This is a genomic window from Streptomyces sp. RLA123 (assembly GCF_056270165.1).
Window position 1 is genome coordinate 3,999,016 of record NZ_JBWDOR010000003.1, and the last position, 21,246, is coordinate 4,020,261.

General features: G+C 72.3%; 17 protein-coding genes and 1 pseudogene. 10 read left to right on the forward strand and 8 right to left on the reverse strand.

The window, feature by feature from the left end; genetic code table 11:
* Nucleotides 1-7: 7 nt before the first annotated feature.
* The 5 genes and pseudogenes from RV983_RS18150 to hisC form a co-directional block, all read right to left on the reverse strand.
* Nucleotides 8-1,108: pseudogene (locus RV983_RS18150) on the reverse strand (GAF domain-containing sensor histidine kinase); the annotation flags it as partial.
* Nucleotides 1,109-1,159: 51 nt separating this feature from the next.
* Entirely contained in the window at nucleotides 1,160-4,621 is a 3,462-nt protein-coding gene (cydD, locus tag RV983_RS18155) for a thiol reductant ABC exporter subunit CydD (protein WP_475986809.1), read from the reverse strand.
* Between the two features lie 22 nt (nucleotides 4,622-4,643).
* Nucleotides 4,644-5,645 carry a cytochrome d ubiquinol oxidase subunit II gene (gene cydB, locus RV983_RS18160; protein ID WP_475986810.1) on the reverse strand — a complete coding sequence of 334 codons (1,002 nt, stop codon included), beginning with the start codon at nucleotides 5,643-5,645 and terminating at the stop codon, nucleotides 4,644-4,646.
* An 11-nt stretch (nucleotides 5,646-5,656) separates the two neighbouring features.
* The gene (locus RV983_RS18165; protein ID WP_475986811.1) at nucleotides 5,657-7,204 is read right to left on the reverse strand and encodes a cytochrome ubiquinol oxidase subunit I; all 1,548 of its coding nucleotides are present in this window, start codon (nucleotides 7,202-7,204) and stop codon (nucleotides 5,657-5,659) included.
* Between the two features lie 129 nt (nucleotides 7,205-7,333).
* Nucleotides 7,334-8,407, reverse strand: coding sequence for a histidinol-phosphate transaminase (gene hisC / locus RV983_RS18170; protein ID WP_475986812.1), 1,074 nt, complete (start codon nucleotides 8,405-8,407; stop codon nucleotides 7,334-7,336).
* 337 nt (nucleotides 8,408-8,744) lie between these two features.
* On the opposite strand from hisC, the gene RV983_RS18175 reads away from it, so the two are divergent.
* The 3 genes from RV983_RS18175 to RV983_RS18185 all read left to right on the forward strand — a co-directional run bounded on the left by RV983_RS18175 (nucleotide 8,745) and on the right by RV983_RS18185 (nucleotide 12,093).
* Nucleotides 8,745-9,845, forward strand: coding sequence for a LacI family DNA-binding transcriptional regulator (locus tag RV983_RS18175; protein WP_475986813.1), 1,101 nt, complete (start codon nucleotides 8,745-8,747; stop codon nucleotides 9,843-9,845).
* A gap of 227 nt (nucleotides 9,846-10,072) precedes the next feature.
* Nucleotides 10,073-11,077, forward strand: a complete 1,005-nt coding sequence (locus RV983_RS18180) for a metallophosphoesterase (RefSeq protein ID WP_475986814.1) — start codon at nucleotides 10,073-10,075, stop codon at nucleotides 11,075-11,077.
* A 158-nt stretch (nucleotides 11,078-11,235) separates the two neighbouring features.
* Nucleotides 11,236-12,093: a hypothetical protein gene (locus tag RV983_RS18185; RefSeq protein ID WP_475986815.1), complete on the forward strand. Its 858-nt coding sequence runs from the start codon at nucleotides 11,236-11,238 to the stop codon at nucleotides 12,091-12,093.
* Nucleotides 12,094-12,193: 100 nt separating this feature from the next.
* Here RV983_RS18185 and thiC read toward each other — a convergent pair whose 3' ends face one another.
* The gene (thiC, locus tag RV983_RS18190; RefSeq protein WP_475986816.1) at nucleotides 12,194-13,939 is read right to left on the reverse strand and encodes a phosphomethylpyrimidine synthase ThiC; all 1,746 of its coding nucleotides are present in this window, start codon (nucleotides 13,937-13,939) and stop codon (nucleotides 12,194-12,196) included.
* A 181-nt stretch (nucleotides 13,940-14,120) separates the two neighbouring features.
* Here thiC and RV983_RS18195 point away from each other — a divergent pair, with 181 nt between their 5' ends.
* From RV983_RS18195 to RV983_RS18205, 3 genes are all read left to right on the forward strand, one after another.
* Complete coding sequence (locus RV983_RS18195; RefSeq protein ID WP_475986817.1) at nucleotides 14,121-15,431, forward strand: YibE/F family protein; 1,311 nt, start codon at nucleotides 14,121-14,123, stop codon at nucleotides 15,429-15,431.
* A 26-nt stretch (nucleotides 15,432-15,457) separates the two neighbouring features.
* A complete protein-coding gene (locus tag RV983_RS18200; RefSeq protein ID WP_475990364.1) occupies nucleotides 15,458-15,658 on the forward strand; it encodes a hypothetical protein in 201 nt (66 codons plus the stop codon).
* Between the two features lie 120 nt (nucleotides 15,659-15,778).
* Nucleotides 15,779-17,242, forward strand: coding sequence for a flotillin family protein (locus tag RV983_RS18205; RefSeq protein WP_475986818.1), 1,464 nt, complete (start codon nucleotides 15,779-15,781; stop codon nucleotides 17,240-17,242).
* Between the two features lie 45 nt (nucleotides 17,243-17,287).
* On the opposite strand, the gene RV983_RS18210 is transcribed toward RV983_RS18205, so the two are convergent.
* Both RV983_RS18210 and RV983_RS18215 read right to left on the reverse strand, forming a co-directional pair.
* Complete coding sequence (locus tag RV983_RS18210) at nucleotides 17,288-17,506, reverse strand: DUF5326 family protein (RefSeq protein ID WP_475986819.1); 219 nt, start codon at nucleotides 17,504-17,506, stop codon at nucleotides 17,288-17,290.
* 123 nt (nucleotides 17,507-17,629) lie between these two features.
* Nucleotides 17,630-17,947, reverse strand: a complete 318-nt coding sequence (locus RV983_RS18215) for a cupin domain-containing protein (protein WP_475986820.1) — start codon at nucleotides 17,945-17,947, stop codon at nucleotides 17,630-17,632.
* Between the two features lie 57 nt (nucleotides 17,948-18,004).
* Here RV983_RS18215 and RV983_RS18220 point away from each other — a divergent pair, with 57 nt between their 5' ends.
* The 4 genes from RV983_RS18220 to RV983_RS18235 all read left to right on the forward strand — a co-directional run bounded on the left by RV983_RS18220 (nucleotide 18,005) and on the right by RV983_RS18235 (nucleotide 21,060).
* Nucleotides 18,005-18,382 (forward strand): phage holin family protein, encoded by a 378-nt coding sequence (locus tag RV983_RS18220; protein WP_475986821.1) that lies wholly within the window; start codon nucleotides 18,005-18,007, stop codon nucleotides 18,380-18,382.
* Nucleotides 18,383-18,406: 24 nt separating this feature from the next.
* Entirely contained in the window at nucleotides 18,407-18,943 is a 537-nt protein-coding gene (locus RV983_RS18225) for a low molecular weight protein-tyrosine-phosphatase (RefSeq protein ID WP_475986822.1), read from the forward strand.
* A complete protein-coding gene (locus RV983_RS18230) occupies nucleotides 18,940-19,845 on the forward strand; it encodes a fructosamine kinase family protein (RefSeq protein ID WP_475986823.1) in 906 nt (301 codons plus the stop codon). Before RV983_RS18225 ends, RV983_RS18230 begins: the two co-directional genes overlap by 4 nt.
* Before the next feature lie 81 nt (nucleotides 19,846-19,926).
* Nucleotides 19,927-21,060 (forward strand): cystathionine gamma-lyase, encoded by a 1,134-nt coding sequence (locus tag RV983_RS18235; RefSeq protein WP_475986824.1) that lies wholly within the window; start codon nucleotides 19,927-19,929, stop codon nucleotides 21,058-21,060.
* The last annotated feature ends 186 nt before the right edge of the window (nucleotides 21,061-21,246 follow it).

Sequence of the window (21,246 nt, forward strand, 5' to 3'; positions counted from 1 at the left end):
GGCACCGTCACAGGGGCGCCTCCCAGGCCAGGGTGGTGCCCTTGCCGTCGGGGCCCGGCCCGAAGGTGGACTCGCCGCCCAGCGCCTCCGCCCGCCGGGCCAGGTTGCGCAGACCGCTGCGCCGCCCGGTCTCCGGGATGCCCACCCCGTCGTCGGAGACGATGAGCCGGACGCCCTCCAGCCCGTCGCCGAGCACGGCGGTGGCGTCCACGATCACCTCGACCCGGGTGGCCCCGGCGTGCCGCAGCACGTTCGACAGCGCCTCCCGCAATGCGGCGATGAGGTTGCGGGCGCCGAGCGCGCCGACCCGCGAGTCGACGGGACCCACGAAGCGCACGGAGGGCTGGAATCCCAGACCCCGGGCGACCACGGACGTCTCCCGCAGCACTTGGGCGCGCAGCCCCGCGGGGGCGTCGTCACCGGGTTCCTGCTGGAGGGCGAAGATCGCGGTGCGCACCTCCTGGATGGTGGCGTCCAGTTCGTCCACGGCGTGCGCGATGCTCGCCTCGGCCTCGGGCGGCACCGACTTGCGGATGGCGCCCTGGAGCATGAGCCCGGTGGCGAAGAGCCGCTGGATGACCAGGTCGTGCAGATCGCGGGCGATACGGTCGCGCTCCTCGTAGACCGCCAGCCGGTTGCGGTCCCGCTGGGCCTCGGCGAGCAGCAGCGCGAGCGCGGCCTGCGCGGCGAACTGGGCCGCGATGACGCGGTCGTCCTCGGTGAAGACCGGGGCGCCGCGGACCCGCGGCAGGGCCAGCGCCCCCATCACATGCCCGCTGCTCAGCAGCGGCAGCATCATGCTGGGCCCGAAGCGGGGCGTGATGGTCGCGCCCATGCGGTCGTCGGTGGCCGCGTCCTCGATGTACACCGGCTCTCCCGCCAGCAGGGGCGCGGCAGCCGGGCTGTCGCCCTCCAGGACGGTGCCGACCAGGCCGGCGGGGTGGTCGGCCGAGGCCGCGACGACCTCCAGACCGCCCTCGGCCGTCGGCAGCAGAACGAGGCCCGCGTCGGCCTCCACCAGCGCACGGGCCTGCTCGGCGACGACGTCGAGCGCCCCGGCCCCCGGGTTGCCGAGCAGTGCCGTGGTGACGGAGCCGACCGCGTCGAGCAGCTTGGCGAGTCGTTCTGCCATACGGCGAGCGTAGGCCGCCGACGGCCCTCATGCCGGGGCGGGAAGCGCCGCGCTCCCGGCGTCGGCTGCGCGTTCGCGCTCCAGGGTGCGGCGGAAGGGGCCGTCGGCGACGGCCAGCTCGTCGTACGTGCCGCGCTGCACGACGCGGCCGCGGTCGAGGACGACGATCTCGTCGACGTCGGCCAGTCCGGTGAGGCGGTGCGTGATCAGGACCGTCGTCCGGCCGGCCGTCGCGGCCAGCAGGTCGGCGGTGAGGGCGTCGGCGGTGGCCAGGTCGAGGTGCTCGGCGGGCTCGTCGAGGACGAGGACGGGAAAGCCGGCGAGCAGCGCGCGGGCCAGGGCGAGGCGCTGGCGCTGGCCGCCGGACAGGCGGGTGCCGTGCTCGCCCACGGGGGTGTCGAGGCCGAGGTCCAGCCGGGCGGCTGCCAGGGCGTCCGTCAGCTCGGCGTCCCCGGCCCCGGGGCGGGCGATGCGCAGGTTCTCCCGGACCGTGCTGTCGAAGGCGTGCGCGTCCTGCGCGCACAGCCCCACCATGCGGCGGACGGCGTCGCCGTCGAGGGTTGTCGCGTCGGTGCCGGCGAGGGTGTAGGCGCCGGATTCGGGGTCCAGGAAGCGGAGCAGGACGTGGGCCAGGGTCGTCTTGCCCGCGCCGGAGGGGCCCACGACGGCGAGGCGGCGGCCGGGGGTCAGCTCCAGGTCCACGCCGTCGAGGGCGGGCGCCGCCTGCCCGGGGTGCCGTGCGGTCAGGGCGCGCAGCACGACGGGATGCGGTGCCCGCGGCGGCCGGGCCGGGTGCTCCGGCTCCCGCACGGGCTCGGGGGCGTCCAGGACATCGTGGACGCGCTGCGCCGCGCGCAGGCTGCGGCGGCGGTGCTGGGCCGCGGCGGGCAGGCCGGTGACCGCCTCGAACGCGGCGAGCGGGGTGAGCACGACCACCGCGAGCGCGAGGCCGTCCAGCCGGCCTGCGGCGGTCGCCTGCACCCCGGCGAACGCGCACACGACGACGGTCAGCCCGCTCAGCAGCGTACCCAGGCCCGCTCCGAGCGCCGCACCGGACGCCGAGCGGGCCGCGATCCGGGTCAGCGCGCGGTCCGCGGCCGCGGCCTTGGCGCGTCGTGCGGGCAGTGCCCCGGCGACCGTCGACTCGGCCGTGCCGGTGAGCACGTCGACCACCTGGGTGGCCAGTTCCCCGCGCGCCGGGGCCAGGGCGCGTTCGGCCCGGCGCGACAGGGCGGAGGACAGCGCCGGTACGGCCGCGCCCGCCGCGAGCAGCCCCACGGCGAGGGCGGCGCCGGCCTCCGGCAGCAGCCACGCCGTGAAGCCGGCCGCCGCGGCCCCGGTGACCCCGGCCGCGGAGGCGGGCAGCAGCCATCGCAGGAAGTAGTCCTGAAGGGAGTCCACGTCCGCGACGAGGCGGGAGAGCAGGTCCCCCCGGCGGATGTCCCGCAGCCCGGCCGGCGCGAGGCGTTCCATGCGGCGGTACACCGCCACCCGCAGATCCGCGAGCGCGCGGAACGTCGCGTCGTGCGAGACCAGGCGCTCCGCGTACCGGAACGCGGCCCGTCCGATGCCGAACGCCCGGGTCGCCGTCACCGCGACCATCAGATAGAGCACCGGCGGCTGCTGCGAGGCCCGGGCGATCAGCCACGCGGAGGTCGCCATCAGGCCCACCGCGCTCAGCAGCGCGAGCGCCGCCAGCACCACGGCGAGCGCGAAGCGCGGCCGCAAGGGGAACGCCGTGGCCCGCACACGCCGGGCGGCGCCGGCCTCCCCCGGCCGGGTCACGGCGGGACGGACCCGCTCGGCGGCGGCGACGGGGCCGGCTGTCACCGAAGGACGTGCGGAGAACATGGCCACCGCCGAGGGCCGGATGCCCGCGCGCACCGGACCGTCGCCGAGCCGCACCTCGCGGTCCGCGATCGCCAGCAGCGCGGGCCGGTGGACGACCAGCACGACGGTACGGCCGACGGCGAGCCGCCGCACCGCATCGACCACGACGGCCTCCGTCTCCCCGTCCAGTGCCGCCGTGGGCTCGTCCAGCAGGAGGACGGGCCGGTCGGCGAGGAACGCCCGGGCGAGCGCGACCCGTTGGCGCTGTCCCGCGGAGAGCCCCGCGCCCGACTCGCCGACCCGGCGGGCGGGGTCGAGTTCGGGCGCGCCCGCGTCGTCGAGAGCGGCGCGCACCTGTGCGTCGTCGGCGTCCGGCCGGGCGAGCCGGACGTTGTCGGCGAGGGTGCCGGCGAAGAGGTGGGGTCGCTGGGGAACCCAGGCGATGTGACGGTGCCAGTCGGCGAGTTCGAGGTCGTCGAGGGCGGTGCCGCCGACCAGGACGCGTCCGGCGGTCGGCCTGGTGAAGCCGAGGAGCACGCTCAGGAGGGTGGACTTGCCGACGCCGCTGGCTCCGGTGATCGCGACCGTCTCGCCGGGCGAGACCCGCAGGGACACCGCGCCGAGGCGGCCGGCGACGGTGAGGCCCTCGGCCTCGACGGCCGCGGTGCGCGGGTCGGGGGCGGGGGCGTCGCCGCGCCGCGGGGCCGGGGTCTCCAGGAGGGCGAAGACCTCGTCGGCGGCCGACAGCCCTTCCGCGGCCGCGTGGTAGTGGGTGCCGACCTGCCGCAGCGGCAGATACGCCTCGGGTGCGAGGACGAGGATGACCAGCCCGGTGTACAGGTCGAGTTCGCCGTGGACGAGACGCATGCCGACACCGACCGCGACCAGGGCCACCGAGAGCGTGGAGAGCAGTTCGAGGGCGAAGGAGGAGAGGAAGGAGATGCGCAGCGTGCGCATCGTGGCGCGCCGGTAGTCGGCGGTCACGGCCCGGATCGACGCGGCCTGCGCCTTGGCGCGGCCGAAGACCTTGAGCGTGGGCAGACCGGCGACGACGTCGAGGAAGTGCCCGGACAGCCGGGCGAGCAACTGCCATTGGCGGTCCATGTGAGCCTGGGTGGCCCAGCCGATGAGGACCATGAACAGCGGGACGAGAGGCAGGGTGAGGGCGATGGTGAGGGCCGAGACCCAGTCCTCGGTGACGATACGGGCGAGGACGGCGGCGGGAACGACGACGGCGAGCCCGAGTTGCGGCAGGTAGCGGGCGAAGTAGCCGTCGAGGGCGTCGATCCCGCGGGTGGCCAGGGTGGTGAGCTCGCCGGTCCGGCGCTCGGTGAGCTGTGCCGGCCCGAGCAGCGTCGCATGGTCGATCAGCCGGGTGCGCAGGGTGGACTTGACCTCCGCCGCGGCCCGGTGGGCGCACAGTTCGGTGAGCCAGGAGACCAGGGCGCGGCCGACGGCGACCCCGGCGAGCAGCAGCAGCGGGGTGCGCAACCCGTCGGTGCCGAGGCCGTCCTGGAACCCGCCGACCACGATCTTCGCGAGGAGCATCGCCTGAGCGATGACCAGCCCCGCGCCGGCGAGGCCCAGCAGGACGGAGACGGAGAGGAAGACGCGGGTGGCACGGGCGTACCGCAGCAGCCGCGGGTCGACGGGTTTCACGTGAAACAGCCCCTCGTGTCGCTCAGTGCGCTTCGGCGATGTGCTGGGTGCCGATCCGCTTGCGGAACACCCAGTACGTCCAGCCCTGGTAGAGCACGACCAGCGGTGCCGCGATCCCGGCGCACCAGGTCATGATCTTCAGGGTGTAGGGGGTCGAGGACGCGTTCTCGACCGTCAGGCTCCACGCCGGGTCCAGCGAGGAGGGCATGACGTCCGGGAAGAGCGTCAGGAAAACGGTCGCCACGACGGCGACGACCGTGACCCCGGACAGCGCGAACGCCCAGCCCTCCCGGCCGCGCAGGTTCGCGCCGAGCGCCCCGAGCAGCGCGAGCACGGCGACGATCACGGTGACCAGGCTCGCCGCGTCCCCACCGGCACCCTGTGTCCACACCAGGAACGCCACGGCGAGCACCGCGGTGACCGCGCCGGCCCCGGTGGCGAAGCGACGGGCCCGCGCGCGGATGTCGCCGAGGGTCTTGAGCGCCGCGAACACCGCGCCGTGGAAGGTGAAGAGGCTGAGCGTGACCAGGCCGCCGAGCAGCGCGTACGGGCCGAACAGGTCCCAGACCTGCCCGGTGAACTCGCCGGACCGGTCGATCGCCACCCCGTGCGCGATGTTGGCGAAGGCCACGCCCCACAGGAACGCGGGGATGGCGGAGGTCCAGAAGATGGCCCACTCCCAGCTGGTCTGCCAGCGCTCGTCGGCCCGCTTGGCGCGGTACTCGAAGGCCACGACACGGACGATCAGGCAGAGCAGGATCGCCAGCAGCGGCAGGTAGAAGCCGGAGAAGAGGGTCGCGTACCACTCGGGGAAGGCGGCGAAGGTGGCGCCGCCGGCGGTGATCAGCCAGACCTCGTTGCCGTCCCAGACCGGGCCGATGGTGTTGATCAGCACGCGCCGCTCGGGGCGGTCGCGGGCGAGCAGCCGGGTGAGGACGCCGATGCCGAAGTCGAAGCCCTCGAGGAAGAAGTAGCCGGTCCACAGGACCGCGATGATGACGAACCAGACGTCGTGGAGGTGCATGCCGTCTCTCCCTAGTACGAGAAGGCCATCGGGCGGTCGGCGTCGGCGTCGCCGCCGATCTTCGTGGGGGGATTCAGGTCCGCCTCGGTGAGCTCGGGAGGCCCCGCCTTGGCGTACGTGACCAGGAGCCTGATCTCGACGACGGCGAGGACGGCGTAGAGCGCGGTGAGGACGATCAGCGAGGTCAGCATCTCGGCGGTGGAGACGCCGGGGGAGACCGCGTCCTCGGTGCGCAGCAGTCCGTACACCACCCACGGCTGGCGGCCGTTCTCGGTGAAGATCCAGCCCCAGGAGTTGGCGATCAGCGGGAAGCCCATGGTGAGCAGCCCGATCCGCCAGTACCAGCGCGACAGTCTCGGGTTGAGGGCGGTGTTCCTGGTGAGCATCAGGTGCGGCGGCTCGTCCTCGGCCGTGCGACGATCCTCGGCGAGCCAGAACCTGCGGCGGGTGAGCCAGAGTCCCGCGAGGCCGACCGCGAAGGACGTCATACCGAAGCCGATCATCCAGCGGAAGCCCCAGTAGGCGACCGGGATGTTGGGGCGGTAGTCGCCGGGGCCGTATTTCTGCTGCTCGGCCTTGTTGACGTCGTTGATGCCGGGGACGTACGAGTCGAAGTCGTCGTGGGCGAGGAAGGACAGCAGCCCAGGGACCTCGACGGCCACGGAGTTGTGGCCCTTCTCCACGTCGCCGTAGGCGAAGATCGAGAAGGGGGCCGGGGACGCGCCGTCCCACAGGGCCTCGGCGGCGGCCATCTTCATCGGCTGCTGCTGGTACATCACCTTGCCCAGCCGGTCACCGCTGAGGGCGGTCAGCAGCCCCGCGACGACCGCGGTGACCAGGGCGAGGCGCAGCGAGGTCCGCATGACCGCGACGTGCTTCTTGCGGGCCAGGTGGTAGGCGGCGATGCCCATCATGAAGGCCGCGCCGGTCAGGAAGGCGGCACTCAGGGTGTGGAAGACCACGACGACGGTGGTGTTCTGGCTGAGTACGGCCCAGAAGTCGGTGAGTTCGGCGCGCCCGGTGACCTTGTTGTAGCGGTAGCCGACCGGGTGCTGCATCCAGGAGTTGGCGGCGAGGATGAAGTACGCCGACAGGACCGTGCCGAGCGAGACCAGCCAGATGCAGGCCAGGTGGATCTTCTGCGGCAGCTTGTCCCAGCCGAAGATCCACAGGCCGATGAAGGTGGACTCGAAGAAGAAGGCGATGAGCGACTCGAAGGCGAGCGGGGCGCCGAAGACATCGCCGACGAAGCGCGAGTAGTCCGACCAGTTCATGCCGAACTGGAACTCCTGGACGAGGCCGGTGGCCACGCCCATGGCGATGTTGATCAGGAAGAGCTTGCCCCAGAACTTGGTCGCCCCCAAGTACTTCTCCTTGCCGGTGCGGACCCAGGCCGTCTGCAGGCCGGCGGTCAGGGCCGCGAGGGAGATCGTCAGGGGGACGAAGAGGTAGTGATAGACGGTGGTGATGCCGAACTGCCATCGCGCGACGGCCACGGAATCGAGTGCCAGACCCACGTCACGCCTCCTGTTCTGGTGCGCTTGTGAAAGTGAACGCATTCACAAGCTCAGTATGACGTACATACTTTTGCCCCCTCCCACCGGGGGGTGAGAGGGGGCAAAAGGAGAGAAGCACCAGGTCAGAGCGGCGTGGCGGCATCCGCCCCCGCGACGGCCGTCACGGGCGCACTACAGCTCCTTGCGGAAGGCCTCGGCCGTGCGCAGCAGCACGTCATTGGCACCGGTCTCACCGATCGTGATCCGCGCACCCTCACCGGCGAACGGCCGCACGGTGACCCCCGCGCTCTCGCACCGCGCCGCGAAGTCCGCCGTGTGCTCCCCCAGCCGCAGCCAGACGAAGTTGGCCTGCGTCACGGGGACCGTCCAGCCCTGCGCGGTCAGCCCCTCGTACACCCGGGCCCGCTCGGCGACCAGCGCGTCCACCCGGTCGAGCAGCGCCTCCTCGGCGCGCAGCGAGGCCACCGCGGCATCCTGGGCGAGCTGACTGACACCGAAGGGGACGGCGGTCTTGCGCAGCGCCACCGCCACCGGCTCCTGCGCGATCGCGAAACCGACGCGCAGGCCGGCCAGTCCGTACGCCTTGGAGAAGGTGCGCAGCACGGCGACATTGGGGCGGTCCCGGTAGACCTCGACGCCGTCGGGCACCTCGGGGTCGCGGATGAACTCCTTGTACGCCTCGTCCAGTACGACCAGCACATCGGAGGGCACGCGGTCCAGGAAGCGCTCCAGCGCGGCCCGGCGGACCACGGTGCCGGTGGGGTTGTTGGGGTTGCAGACGAAGATCAGCCGGGTGCGGTCGGTGATCGCGTCCGCCATCGCGTCCAGATCGTGCGTCTCCTCGGCGTCCAGCGGGACCGGCACCGCGGACGCGCCGCTGATCTGCGTGATGATCGGATAGGCCTCGAAGGACCGCCAGGCGTAGACGACCTCGTCGCCGGGGCCGGAGGTGATCTGCAGCAACTGCTGGGCCACGCCGACCGATCCGGTGCCGGTCGCGATGTGCTCCACAGGAACGCCGAAACGAGCGGCCAACTCGGTCTGGAGCGCGGTGCAGGCCATGTCGGGATAACGGTTGAAGCTCGCCGCGGCGGCCGTGACCGCCTCGAGGACACCGGGCAGGGGCGGGTAGGGATTCTCGTTGGAGGACAGCTTGTAAGCCGTCACGCCGTCCTCCACCGCCGGGGGTCGACCCGGCTTGTAGGTGGGGATACCGTCCAGTTCGCGGCGCAGTCGGGGGTTCATGCCCACACCATACGAGGGGCTTCTCGCTCTGGGGAGGCCCTGATGCGCGTGAGAACCAGGGGGCGCCCGGCCGCGGCGGCGTGCTGGACAAAGCGATGCGCGCCGGTGGCGCGCGCGGTGGCGCGCATCCCTCGTAGGGGTGAGTTGATGCCGCTCCGGACCAGGGGCCAATGCCCCCGCGACCCCCACCGGCCGACCGCGTAACCAGCCATCGAAACCGCACGCGACCTGCGCGTTCAAGGCCCTGTCCCGGATCGCGGAACGCAGAAACGTCTCTGTCAATGCGCCACGCGGGCCCCCCGCGAACGGACCACCCGAGCCCTACTATCACCACGCCATGACAGCAGCAGGGAACCACCAGGCGAAGCGGCCCGTCGGACGCCGGCTGGAGCGGGCGGGCATCAGGGACGTGGCCGCCGCGGCCGGTGTCTCGATCACCACTGTCTCCGACGCGCTCAACGGCAAGGGCCGGCTGCCCGACGCCACCCGCGCCCACGTCCGTGAGGTCGCCGACCGGCTGGGCTACCGCCCCTCGGCCGCCGCCCGCACGCTGCGCACCGGCCGGTCGGGGCTCATCGGGCTGACCGTGACCACCTACGGGGAAGAACCTTTCACCTTCACCGAGTTCGCGTACTTCGCCGAGATGGCCAGGGCCGCCACCTCCGCCGCGCTCGCCCGCGGCTACGCCCTCGTCATCCTGCCCGCCTCCTCCCGCCACGACGTGTGGAGCAACGTGGCGCTCGACGGCACCGTGGTGATCGACCCCTCCGACCACGACCCGATGGTCGCCGAACTGGTCCGGCAGGGCATCCCCGTGGTCAGCGACGGCCGTCCGGCCGGCAGCCTGCCCGTCCAGGCCTGGGTCGACAACGACCACGAGGCCGCCGTCCTCGGCATCCTGGAGCATCTCGCCGAAGCCGGCGCCTGCCGGATCGGCCTGCTCACCGGCACCAGCACGGACACCTACACCCGGCTGTCCACCAGCGCCTACCTGAGCTGGTGCGAGCGGGTCGGCCAGGAACCGGTGGTCGAGTCCTACCCGGCCCACGACCCCTGCGCCGGGGCCGTCGCCGCCGACCGGCTGCTCGCCCGGCCCGACCGGCCCGACGCGGTCTACGGCCTCTTCGACCCCAACGGCACCGACCTGCTGGCCGCCGCCCGCCGCTACGGGCTGCGCGTTCCGGAGGACCTGCTGCTGGTCTGCTGCAGCGAGAGCACGGTCTACGCGGCCACCGAGCCGCCCATCACCACGCTCTCCCTCAAACCCGGACGCATCGGCACCGCCGTCGTCCAACTGCTCATCGACGCCATCGAGGGCGTTGGCGGCGGCCGGCCGGTCCAGCAGGTCATGCCGACCGACCTCATCGTCCGCACCTCCTCCCAGCGGCGCTGCCCCCGCACCACCGTGAACCCGCCGCGGGGGCCCTCCGGGGAATGAGCGGTGCGGGCGGCGGGCCGGACGGGGGCACGGCGGCGGACCCCGGGTCCACCCATGCGGAGCCGTATCCTCCGGGGCGCGATGAGCCCGCCACGGGGTGATTTGTCCGGACCAGATGAAATCGCTATCACCAGGTGTGTCACGCCGCGACATCGTCATTCCTATGATGGGCGGATGGTGGCGCGACGGTGGAGGGTTCGATGACTCAGGGGGCAGGTCAAGGACCCATGCTCGGCACGGGGTCCGGCGGGCGTGCGCACGGTGCGGAAGCCGCGGCCCAGAGCGCGCCACCGGCGCCTCCGGGCCGGCAGTCCGGCTACGAGCCCACGCTCGTCGACGAGGCGCCGCTCCCCGAGGAGTACACGCCCACCCAGCGCGACCTCCCGATCATCAGCGCGTCCGACGAACCGCCGCTCGGCCCGCTCTACGTCGTCGGCGACGTCCACGGCTACCTCGGTGAGCTCTGCGACGCCCTGTACGCGATCGGGCTGATCGACGCCGAAGGCCACTGGGCGGCGGGCAACGCCCGCCTGTGGTTCCTCGGCGACTTCACCGACCGCGGCCCGGACGGCGTCGGCGTCATCGACCTGGTCATGCAGCTGTCCGCCGAGGCCGCCGCGGCCGGCGGCTACACCCGCGCCCTCATGGGCAACCACGAGCTGCTGCTCTACGGCGCCCACCGCTTCGGCGACACACCGGTGAACTCCGTGGCCGGGACCGCCACCTTCCTCGCCGCCTGGCGCCTCAACGGCGGCCAGACCAGCGACATGGAGCGGCTCGAGGACCACCACATCGCCTGGATGTCCCGGCTGGACGCGGCCGCCCTCGCCGACGGCCACCTCCTGCTGCACTCCGACACCACCGCGTACCTGGAGTACGGCGAGACCATCGACGCCATGAACGACGCGGTCACCGGCATCCTCCAGCGCGGCGACGCCGACGAGTGCTGGGAGCTGTTCCGCAAGTTCACCCGGCGCTTCGCCTTCCGCGGCGAGGACGGGGCGCAGGCGGCACGGGAACTGCTCGACACCTACGGCGGCCGGCGCGTCGTTCACGGCCACAGCCCCATCCCGTACCTGCTCGGCGAGCCCGGCAACGAGCACACCGCGGACTCCCCCGACCGGACCGCCGTCATCTCGGGACCGCACGTCTACGCCGACGACCTCGCGGTGGCGATGGACGGAGGCGTGACCATGGAGGGCAAACTCCTGGTCGCGCGCCTCCCGTTGTAGCCCCCGGAACCCCCATTTTCCGGAAACACTCTGTCACCCCGTCACCTCCGCGCTCTACCATCGGGATATCCGTAGGCAGCTTCTCCTCCGCTTCCGCCCAGCCGGTCCGGAACTCCAGCACGGACTTCGGGGCGGCACCGGAGACGGAGCATCGGGGGATGCACATGAACAGCGCTCCACATCTGCTCACCGAGGACCGCCCGGAGTTCGAGCGCGCCCTCGATGCGGCCCTGCACTCGGAGAGCACCCGGGCCGCCCTCGCGGACGCCCGGAACCCGCTCAACACCGAGCAGTTGCGCACCATGGCGCTCAGCGCCGCCGCGCCCATCTCCGCCTGCGCGGCGCCGGAGTACGAGAGCTACGTCAAGGCCCGCGAAGGGCTGTCCGAGCAACGCCGCGAACAGCGGGTCGCCGCCGTCTCCGGCATCGGCTACGCCGCCGCCGCACCGGGCGTCGCCGACGGCTCGGGCGCCGGGCTGTTCGCGATCGTCGCCGTCCTCACACCCGTCCTCGCCGGCACCGCCGCCGTGATCTTCCTGGTCCTGGGCTACGCCCTGGCGCTCGGCCACTCCGAGCCGGACATCGCCGCTCCCCTGCGCCAGGCCGGCTGGGTGTTCGCGGGCGTCGCCGCCTGCGGCATCGTGGTCGGCATGATCGGCCTGCTCCTCACGGCCCTGCGCAACGACCCCACCGCCCAGGGCGACCACCCACCCGACGAACCGCCCCAGATCGCAGCGGCCCGCGAGATCTGGCGCCGGGCCCTGCTGGAACGCGGCCTCCAGCCCTTCCTCGACGCGGCCCTGGCCAAGGCCGCGGGTTCCGCCCCGCCCCCGCCGGACCGCGACAACGGCGACGGCAACCACCGCATGCCGCGCCTGGGTTACTCCCGCCCCGACTTCACCAGCCCCGGCCCCGAGTCCTCCCCGGAACCGGGGCACCGGTTCACCAGTCCCGACTTCTCCAGCCCCGACTTCTCCAGCCCGGACTACGGCGGCCCCGACCACGCCCCCAACTGACCGCCGGGCGGCGATCGGTCCACGGACCGCAGACGGCCCCCGTCCCCGCGTCGCACCGCGGGGACGGGGGCCGTACCGTTCTGCCGCGTACGGGACGGGCTCAGTCCGCCAGCGGCAGGTAGACCCGGTTGCCGGAGGCGGCGAACTCCCTGGACTTCTCCGCCATGCCGGCCTCGATCTCCTCGGCCGTGCCGCCGTGCTGCCGCCGGATGTCCTGCGAGATCTTCATCGAGCAGAACTTCGGGCCGCACATCGAGCAGAAGTGCGCGGTCTTCGCCGGTTCCGCCGGCAGCGTCGCGTCGTGGAAGGCCCGTGCCGTGTCCGGGTCGAGAGCCAGGTTGAACTGGTCCTCCCAGCGGAACTCGAAGCGGGCGTCGGACAGGGCGTCGTCCCACTCCTGGGCTCCGGGATGGCCCTTGGCGAGGTCGGCGGCGTGGGCGGCGATCTTGTAGGTGATCACGCCGGTCTTGACGTCGTCGCGGTCGGGCAGGCCCAGGTGCTCCTTGGGAGTGACGTAGCAGAGCATGGCCGTGCCCCACCAGGCGATCATGGCGGCGCCGATGCCGGAGGTGATGTGGTCGTAGGCGGGCGCGATGTCGGTGGTCAGCGGGCCGAGGGTGTAGAAGGGCGCCTCTTCGCAGATCTCCTGCTGGAGTGCCACGTTTTCTGCGATCTTGTGCATCGGGACATGTCCCGGGCCCTCGATCATGGTCTGCACGCCGTGCCGCTTGGCGACGGTGTTGAGTTCGCCGAGCGTGCGCAGTTCGGCGAACTGGGCCTCGTCGTTGGCGTCCGCGATGGAGCCGGGGCGCAGCCCGTCGCCGAGGGAGTACGTGACGTCGTAGGCGGCGAGGATGTCGCAGAGCTCCTCGAAGTGCTCGTAGAGGAAGCTCTCCTTGTGGTGGGCGAGGCACCAGGCCGCCATGATCGAGCCGCCGCGGGAGACGATGCCGGTCTTGCGGCGGGCGGTGAGCGGGACGTGGCGCAGCAGCACGCCCGCGTGGACGGTCATGTAGTCGACGCCCTGTTCGGCCTGCTCGACGACCGTGTCCTTGTAGATCTCCCAGGTCAGCTCCTCGGCCTTGCCGTCGACCTTCTCCAGGGCCTGGTAGAGGGGGACGGTGCCGATGGGGACGGGGGAGTTGCGCAGCACCCATTCGCGGGTGGTGTGGATGTTGCGGCCGGTGGACAGGTCCATGACCGTGTCGGCACCCCAGCGGGTGGCCCAGGTCATCTTCTCCACCTCCTCCTCGATCGAGGAGGCGACGGCGGAGTTGCCGATGTTGGCGTTGACCTTCACCAGGAACCGCTTGCCGATGATCATCGGTTCGGTCTCCGGGTGGTTGACGTTCGCCGGCAGCACCGCCCGGCCCGCCGCGATCTCCTCGCGGACGACCTCGGGCGGGACGTTCTCGCGGATCGCGGCGAACTCCATCTCCGGGGTGATCTCGCCGCGCCGGGCGTACGCGAGCTGGGTGACCGCCCGCCCCTCCCGTCCGCGCCGGGGCAGGCGCGGGCGGCCGGGGAAGACGGCGTCCAGATTGCGCAGCCCTCCGCGGGGGGCGGTGTGCTTGATGCCGTCGTCCTCGGGGCGGACGGGGCGGCCGGGGTACTCGTCGGTGTCGCCGCGGGCGGCGATCCAGTTCTCGCGCAACGGCTCCAGGCCGCGGCGCACATCGGTGGTGACGGTGGGGTCGGTGTACGGGCCGGAGGTGTCGTACAGCGTCACGTCCCGGCCGTTGGTGAGGTGCACCCGGCGGACAGGGACCTCGATGTCCGGGCGGGACCCGGTCACATAGCCCTTGTGCCAGCCGATTTCGCGCGCGCGTGCGTCACGCATGGTCATGAGACCCACTCCCTACGCCGGCATTACCCGGTAACAGGTTCAGCGGTCGGCGCAGCTGGTGGCCCTCGGCCGGTCAGCGCCCTCTCAGCCCGGTGCTCCGAGCTCCCGCGGTGTGCAAAGGTGGGACAACGCTAGCGGGTCTTCTCCGGCGCACACCAGTGGGCCTTGGGATGATCGGCGCGTGGACTCCCCTCATGCGCAGCCCCCCGGTCACGGCGACGGCCACGACGGCGGCCGGAGTCACGGGCACAGCCACGGCCACGGTCCCGTGCCGCCGGTCTCCCGGCATCTGCGGAAGGTCATCGCCGCGGTGCTGATCCCGTTCGTCGCCGCGGTGGTGGTCGGAATGGTGGTGCTCTGGCCGAACGGGGTGCCGGCCCACAAGCGCTCGGGGGTCGGGTTCGACCAGCAGACGCAGTCGGGCCGGGTGGTGCGGGTCGAGAACGTCAAGTGCGCGGACGTCCACGCCGAGCCGAACGCCGGTGAGCCCGGCGCGGCACCGTCCGCCCCGTCGATCTGCGAGCGGGCGACCATCCAGGTCACCTCGGGCAAGGACACCGGCCGTACCTTCACCGAGATCGTGCAGCCCACCCAGACCCGGCACTACACACAGGGGCAGAAGGTCCTGCTGTCCTATGCGCCCGCCGCGCCCAAGGAGTTGCAGTACTCCGTCACCGACGTGGACCGGGCGCTGCCGCTGTGGCTGCTGGCCGGGCTTTTCGCGGCGGCGGTGGTCCTGGTCGGGCGGCTGCGCGGGATCCTGGCGCTGGTGGCGCTGATCATCAGCTTCGCGGTGCTGACGCTGTTCATCCTCCCGGCGATCCTGCACGGCAGCGATCCGCTGCTGGTGGCGGTCATCGGCGGCGGCGCCATCATGCTGATCGCGCTCTACATGTGCCACGGCCTCAACGCCCGTACCTCGGTGGCCGTCCTCGGCACGCTCTGCTCGCTGCTGCTGATCGCGCTGCTGGGCTCGGTGTTCATCGACTGGGCGGTGCTCAGCGGCAACACCTCGGACGAGACCGGGCTGATCCACGACCTGTACCCGGGCATCGAGATCCACGGTCTGCTGCTGGCGGGCATCGTCATCGGCTCGCTCGGTGTCCTGGACGACGTGACGGTCACCCAGACCTCGGCCGTGTGGGAGCTGCGGGAGGCCGATCCGGGCGCCGGCCGGCGGAAGTTGTACCGGGCGGCGATGCGCATCGGGCGCGACCACATCGCCTCGGTGGTCAACACGCTGGTGCTGGCGTACGCGGGCGCGGCGCTCCCGCTGCTGCTGCTCTTCTCCATCGCGCAGCGCGGCGTCCTGGCGGTGGCCGGCAGCGAGCTGGTCGCCGAGGAGATCGTCCGGACCCTGGTCGGCAGCATCGGCCTTGTGGTGGCCGTGCCACTGACGACCGCGCTGGCCGCGCTGGTGGTGTCGGCGGACCGCTCCGGGAGGGACACTGTCCCCACGGGCGGCGGGCGCCGCCGGCGCCGCGCACGGTGAGTTCCAGAGGTACGGGGGTGGGCAGGGTGATCGGGCTCCAGGGGAGGGTGACCGGCACGGTGGGCCCGGGGCTGGTCGGCGAGGTGATCGTGCAGGTCCGCGGGGGTGCGGAGGCCTTCCTCGCGTACCCGGCGACCGAGGGGGAGCGCATCGGGAAGGGCACGGTCGTGGTGGTCGTCGAGTATCTGGCGCCGCGGACCGTGTACGTCGCGCCCGCGTACGGCTGACGGAGGCATCCGCGTTCGTATCAAGAATGCGACAATGATCCGCCAGGATCTTCCGGTGTGTCTTGCGCAGGCGCACACTCCCGTACGCGGTCCCGATCGGGGCCATTCGTAAGGGGGCGTATGCCGATGGTGATCGGCGTCGCGGCGGGCGCGGTGCTCGTCGCAATCATTATGGTGATCGTGCTGTTCCGGCTCATGTGGCGGGTCGCCGAGCCGAACGAGGCACTGGTCATCTCCGGTTCCAAACACCGTGGCGACGGGGTCGGGGAGGGCATGGGATTCCGCGTCGTCACCGGTCGCGGAACGCTGGTGATGCCCGGTGTCCAGGTCGTGCGGAAGCTGTCGCTCGATCTCAACGAGGCCGAGCTGAACGTGGACTGCGTCACGCAGCAGGGCATCCCGCTCAAGGTGCACGGCGTGGTCATCTTCAAGGTCGGCGACGACTTCGCGTCGATCGCGAACGCCGCACGGCGTTTCCTGGACCAGCAGAAGTTCATGGCCGAGCGGGTGCACAACGTCTTCGCCGGTCATCTGCGCTCCATCGTGGGCGGGTTGACGGTGGAGCAGATGATCCGCGACCGGGAGCTGCTGACGGCCGAGACCCGGGCGGCGTCGGGCTCGGAGATGGAGAAGCTCGGCCTGATCATCGACTCGCTGCAGATCCACGAGATCGTCGACCCGACCGGCTACATCAAGAACCTCTCCGCACCGCACGCCGCCGCCGTCCACCGTGACGCCCGTATCGCGCAGGCCGAGGCGGACCGGATGGCCACCGAGGCCGAACAGCAGGCCGCGGCCCGTATGGCGGAGGCCACCCGGGACAGCCAGATCCTCCAGGCCGGCTACATGGCCGAACGGGACAAGGCCACCGCGTCCGCGCAGCAGGCGGGCCCGCTCGCCGAGGCCGCGGCCCGGCAGGAGGTCGTGGTGCAGGAGACCCGGGTCGCCGAACTGGAGGCGCAGCGGCGCGAGCAGCAGCTCCAGGCGGACGTCCGCAAGCCGGCGGACGCCTCCGCGTACGAGAAGCGGACGCTGGCCGAGGCCGAGCGTGACGCGCGGATCTCGGCGGCCGAGGCGAAGGCCAAGGAGACGGAGCTGGCCGCGATCGCCGAGGCGAACCGGGTGAAGTCGGCCGCCGCCGCACAGGCGGAGCAGACGAAGCTCAGCGGTTTGGCGAGCGCCGCGGCCACCCGGGCCACGGGTGAGGCCGAGGCCGCGGCCACTCAGGCGCGCGGTCTGGCGGAGGCCGAGTCCGCGAAGGCCAAGGGTCTGGCGGAGGCCGAGGCGATCAAGGCCAGGGCCGCCGCGCTCGCGGAGAACCAGGAGGCGGTGGTCGCCCAGCAACTGGCCGAGAACTGGCCGGAGATCGTCCGGGCCGGCGCATCCGCCTTCGGCAACGTCGACCACATGGTGCTGCTCAACGGCGCCGACGGCATGTCCGAGATGTTCGCCAAGGCGCTCACCATGGGCGGCACGGGCCTGGGGCTGGCCCGTCAGCTGCTCGCCCAGATGAACGGTGGGGCCGAGCCGTCGTCCAATGGCTCGGCGCCGCAGCGCCCCGAGCGCGTTCCGCTCAAGGACTGAGCGGCGCGCTCCCGCGGGGTCCGGTCGTCACCGGGCCCCGCGGGGTCACCACCGGTCGTGGGAGTCCGACGACGAGGACGACGAGGTGACCTTCTTGACGACGAACACCAGGCCGCCGACGAGTGCCACGAAGATCAGCACCTTGAACAGCAGCCAGAACAGGAAGCCGACCGCACTGGCGATCATGCCGCCGAAGACCACGATCGCGATCACCGGCACCGCGACCCACTTGACCCACCAGGGCACGCCCTCGAAGAGCTTCACCGTTTCCTCCTCCGTATCGTCATCGTCCTTGGTTCAAGGCTAGGGCCGCGGGGGGCCTGCGCGGAGGCCCGGTGGACCCCATCCGTCCCTGACCGTCCCCCTACGGGACCGGGGGGACGGCCCTCATCCCTCGGGCGGCGAGAAGACCACCAGGACCCGCAGGTCCTCGCTGACGTGGTGGAAGCGGTGCGGCACCCGGGCCGGCACGTAGACCACGCTGCCCCGCGCGACCTGCGTCGTCTCCTCCCCCACGGTGATCAGCGCGCGGCCGCTCACCACGAGGTAGATCTCGTCCTGGGCGTGCGGTTTCTGCGGGTCGAGTTCGCCGGCCTGCAGCGCGTACAGCCCGGCGGACATGTTCCGCTCCCGCAGGAAGCTCAGAAACGCACCGTCGTTGGCGGCGCGTTCGGCCTCCAGGTCGTCCAGCCGGAACACCTTCACTTGCCCGCTCCCTTGCACCCCTGTGCCTGCGCGATCACTTCTGCGACGATCTCAGCCATGATGAACTTCGTCGTCAAGACGCTCGCGAACGCCGGGGCCCTGCTGGTGGCCATCTGGCTCGTGGGCAACATCACGCTCACCGGTGACGACACCGCGCACAAGGCTCTCACCCTGGTCCTGGTCGCGCTGGTCTTCGGCCTGGTCAACTGGCTGGTGAAGCCGTTGGTGAAGCTGCTCTCGTTCCCTGTGCTGATCCTCACCCTGGGATTGTTCACCCTGGTGGTGAACGCCTTGATGCTGCTGCTGACCTCCTGGCTGTCCGGCAAGCTGGGTCTGGACTTCCATGTCGAGGGCTTCTGGGCTGCCGTGCTCGGCGGTCTGATCATCAGCCTCGTGTCCTGGGCACTGAACATGGTGCTTCCCGACGAGGACTGAGCGCCGGACTGCATCATGGAGGCCATGAGCGCTCAGTCGTCGTCCCGCGACCCGTTCCGGGTGTGCTTCGTCTGCACCGGCAACATCTGCCGGTCGCCCATGGCCGAGCACGTCTTCCGCGCCCGCGTCGAGGAGGCCGGGCTCGGCGGCCTGGTCGTGGCCGACAGCGCGGGCACCGGGTCATGGCACGAGGGGGACGGCGCCGACCACCGCACGGTGTCCGTGCTCCGTTCCGCGGGGTACGGGCACGAGCACGTCGCCCGGCAGTTCCAGCCCGAGTGGTTCGCCGGCCTGGACCTGGTCGTCGCCCTGGACGGCGGGCACCTGCGGGCCCTGCGGCGCCTCGCCCCGACCCCTGAGGACGCCGCCAAGGTACGGCTGCTGCGCAGCTGGGACCCGGCGGTCGCGGGCTCGGCGGACAGTGCCGCACTCGACGTGCCGGACCCCTACTACGGGGGCATGGACGGCTTCGAGCTCTGCCTGGAGATGTGCGAGGCCGCCGCCGACGGGCTGCTGGCCGACGTACGCGACGCCCTTGGCGAGCCCGCTCCTGCGCCGTGAACCGGCCCGCTGACCCCGGGGACCTCGGCGATCTCCGTGACCGCGTTGCGGCCCTGCTGGGCCGGGACCCGGGCGACCCGGTCCCGGTGGGCGGCGGTTCCGTCTGCACCGCGGCCCGGCTCGGCGGGCCCGGTGGCCGCCGCGCGGTCTTCGCCAAGACGCTCGACGGCGTCCCGGACGGTTTCTTCGCCGCGGAGGCGGCGGGACTGCGGCTGCTGGCCGCCACCGGGACGGTCGCGGTGCCGGAGGTGCTGGCGGCCGAGCGGCACACCCTGGTCCTCGAGTGGATCGAGCCCGGTCCGGCCACACCGCTGCAGGCCGAGCGGCTGGGCCGCGAGCTGGCCGCGCTGCACGGCGTGCGGGCCACGGCCTGGGGCACCACCGGCCCCGGCTTCATCGGCCGGCTCCCCCTGCCGTCGCCCGCCGGGCCGCCGCCGGCCGCTCCTCAGGACTGGCCGGCCTTCCACGCCGAGCACCGGCTGCTGCCCTTCCTGCGGCAGGCCGCCGGCAACGGGGCGATGGCCCCGGCCGACGTGCGGTCCGTGGAGCGGGTCTGCGAGCTGCTGCCGCGGATCGCGGGCGCTCCGCAACCGCCCGCGCTGATCCACGGCGACCTGTGGTCCGGCAACGTCCTGTTCGCCGCCGACGGCCGCGCCCGGCTGGTCGACCCGGCCGTGCAGGGCGGCCGGCCCGAGGCGGACCTGGCGATGCTGGAGCTCTTCGGCTGCCCGCAGTTGCCGCGGATCCTCGCCGCATACGAGGAGGTGCGCCCGGTGCCGGGACGGGCGGAGCGGGTGGCGCTGCACCGCTTGCACCCGCTGCTGGTGCACGCGGCGCTCTTCGGCGGCCCCTACGGAGCGGCCTCGGGCCGCGCCGCCCGGGAGGCCCTGTCGCGGGCCTAGCGGGCGATCGGGTTGGATGGGCCGTACACCGACATGGTCCGCCGGTCCGTTCGACACGGCGGGGAGAGCGAGGAGAACGCGATGACGGAGTACGAGAACGCGCCCGGGGACAGCACCCGCAGCGTGCACGCCGGGCGCCCGGAAGCGCGTCCGCACGAACCCACGCTGCCCGGCCCGGTGTTCGCCGCACACTTCCACCTGCCGGGCGACGTCACTGGCCCGTACACCTACGGCCGCGACGAGAACCCCACGTGGACCCGGCTGGAAGAGGCGATCTCCGCCCTGGAGTCTCCCGACGCCGATGCCGAGACACTGATCTTCTCCTCCGGCATGGGCGCGATCTCCTCCGTGCTGCTCTCGCAGGTGCGCACCGGGGACACCGTGGTGCTCCCCTCGGACTGCTACCAGGCCACCCGGAGCCTCCAGGGCCGCCTGGAGGACTACGGGGTGGCGGTGCGGCTCGCCCCCACCGCGGGCGACGCCCAGGCGGAGGTGCTCCAGGGCGCGAAGCTGCTGTGGATCGAGACCCCGTCCAACCCGGGCCTCGACGTGTGCGACATCCGGCGCCTGGCCGACGCGGCCCACGCCGCCGGGGCGCTGGTCGCCGTGGACAACACGCTGGCCACGCCGCTCGGTCAGCGCCCGCTCGACCTCGGCGCGGACTTCTCGGTGGCCAGCGGCACCAAGGCGCTGTCCGGCCACGGTGACCTGCTGCTGGGCTACGTGACCACCCGCCGCCCCGAACTCGCCGCCCAGGTACGGCTGTGGCGCAAGACGGTCGGCGCCATCCCGGGCCCGATGGAGTCCTGGCTCGCGCACCGCTCGCTGTCCACCCTCGCGCTGCGTGTGGACCGCCAGGCGGCCAACGCCCTGGCGCTGACCGCCGCGTTGCTGGAGCGCCCCGAGGTCACCGATGTGCGCCACCCCGGCCACCCGGAGGACCCGGCGCACGCCGTCGCCGCCGCGCAGATGGCCCGCTTCGGCAGCGTCGTCTCCTTCACGCTCCCGGACAAGGCGCACGCGGAACGCTTCCTGTCCGCGCTGCTGCTGACGACCGAGGCGACCAGCTTCGGCAGCGTGACGAGCACGGCCGAGCGGCGGGCGCGCTGGGGCGGCGACGCGGTGCCCGAGGGCTTCGTCCGCTTCTCGGTGGGCGTGGAGGACGCTGCCGACATCGTGCGCGACGTACTGCACGCGCTCGACAGCGCCAAGTAGCGCCCGCTGTTCATCCGGAACAGATATATCTACGTAGACGGCGCTACGCAGAATGGGTGGCCCGAGCCTCCCCCCTCGTGGCTCGGACCACCCTGGCTTTACGCGCGGAGACCCGCTCGCACAAGGCTAGTTGACTCTGCGTCAGTGTCCAATCACAGTTTCGATGCAGACCTATCGATATATTTA

Excerpts from the sequence above, each read along its gene's own strand:
- cydB (WP_475986810.1), bottom strand. The coding sequence starts at position 5,645 with ATGCACCTCCACGACGTCTGGTTCGTCATCATCGCGGTCCTGTGGACC.
- RV983_RS18165 (WP_475986811.1), bottom strand. The coding sequence starts at position 7,204 with ATGCGTTCACTTTCACAAGCGCACCAGAACAGGAGGCGTGACGTGGGT.
- hisC (WP_475986812.1), bottom strand. The coding sequence starts at position 8,407 with ATGAACCCCCGACTGCGCCGCGAACTGGACGGTATCCCCACCTACAAG.
- RV983_RS18175 (WP_475986813.1), top strand. The coding sequence starts at position 8,745 with ATGACAGCAGCAGGGAACCACCAGGCGAAGCGGCCCGTCGGACGCCGG.
- RV983_RS18180 (WP_475986814.1), top strand. The coding sequence starts at position 10,073 with ATGCTCGGCACGGGGTCCGGCGGGCGTGCGCACGGTGCGGAAGCCGCG.
- RV983_RS18185 (WP_475986815.1), top strand. The coding sequence starts at position 11,236 with ATGCACATGAACAGCGCTCCACATCTGCTCACCGAGGACCGCCCGGAG.
- thiC (WP_475986816.1), bottom strand. The coding sequence starts at position 13,939 with ATGACCATGCGTGACGCACGCGCGCGCGAAATCGGCTGGCACAAGGGC.
- RV983_RS18205 (WP_475986818.1), top strand. The coding sequence starts at position 15,779 with ATGCCGATGGTGATCGGCGTCGCGGCGGGCGCGGTGCTCGTCGCAATC.
- RV983_RS18220 (WP_475986821.1), top strand. The coding sequence starts at position 18,005 with ATGATGAACTTCGTCGTCAAGACGCTCGCGAACGCCGGGGCCCTGCTG.
- RV983_RS18225 (WP_475986822.1), top strand. The coding sequence starts at position 18,407 with ATGAGCGCTCAGTCGTCGTCCCGCGACCCGTTCCGGGTGTGCTTCGTC.
- RV983_RS18235 (WP_475986824.1), top strand. The coding sequence starts at position 19,927 with ATGACGGAGTACGAGAACGCGCCCGGGGACAGCACCCGCAGCGTGCAC.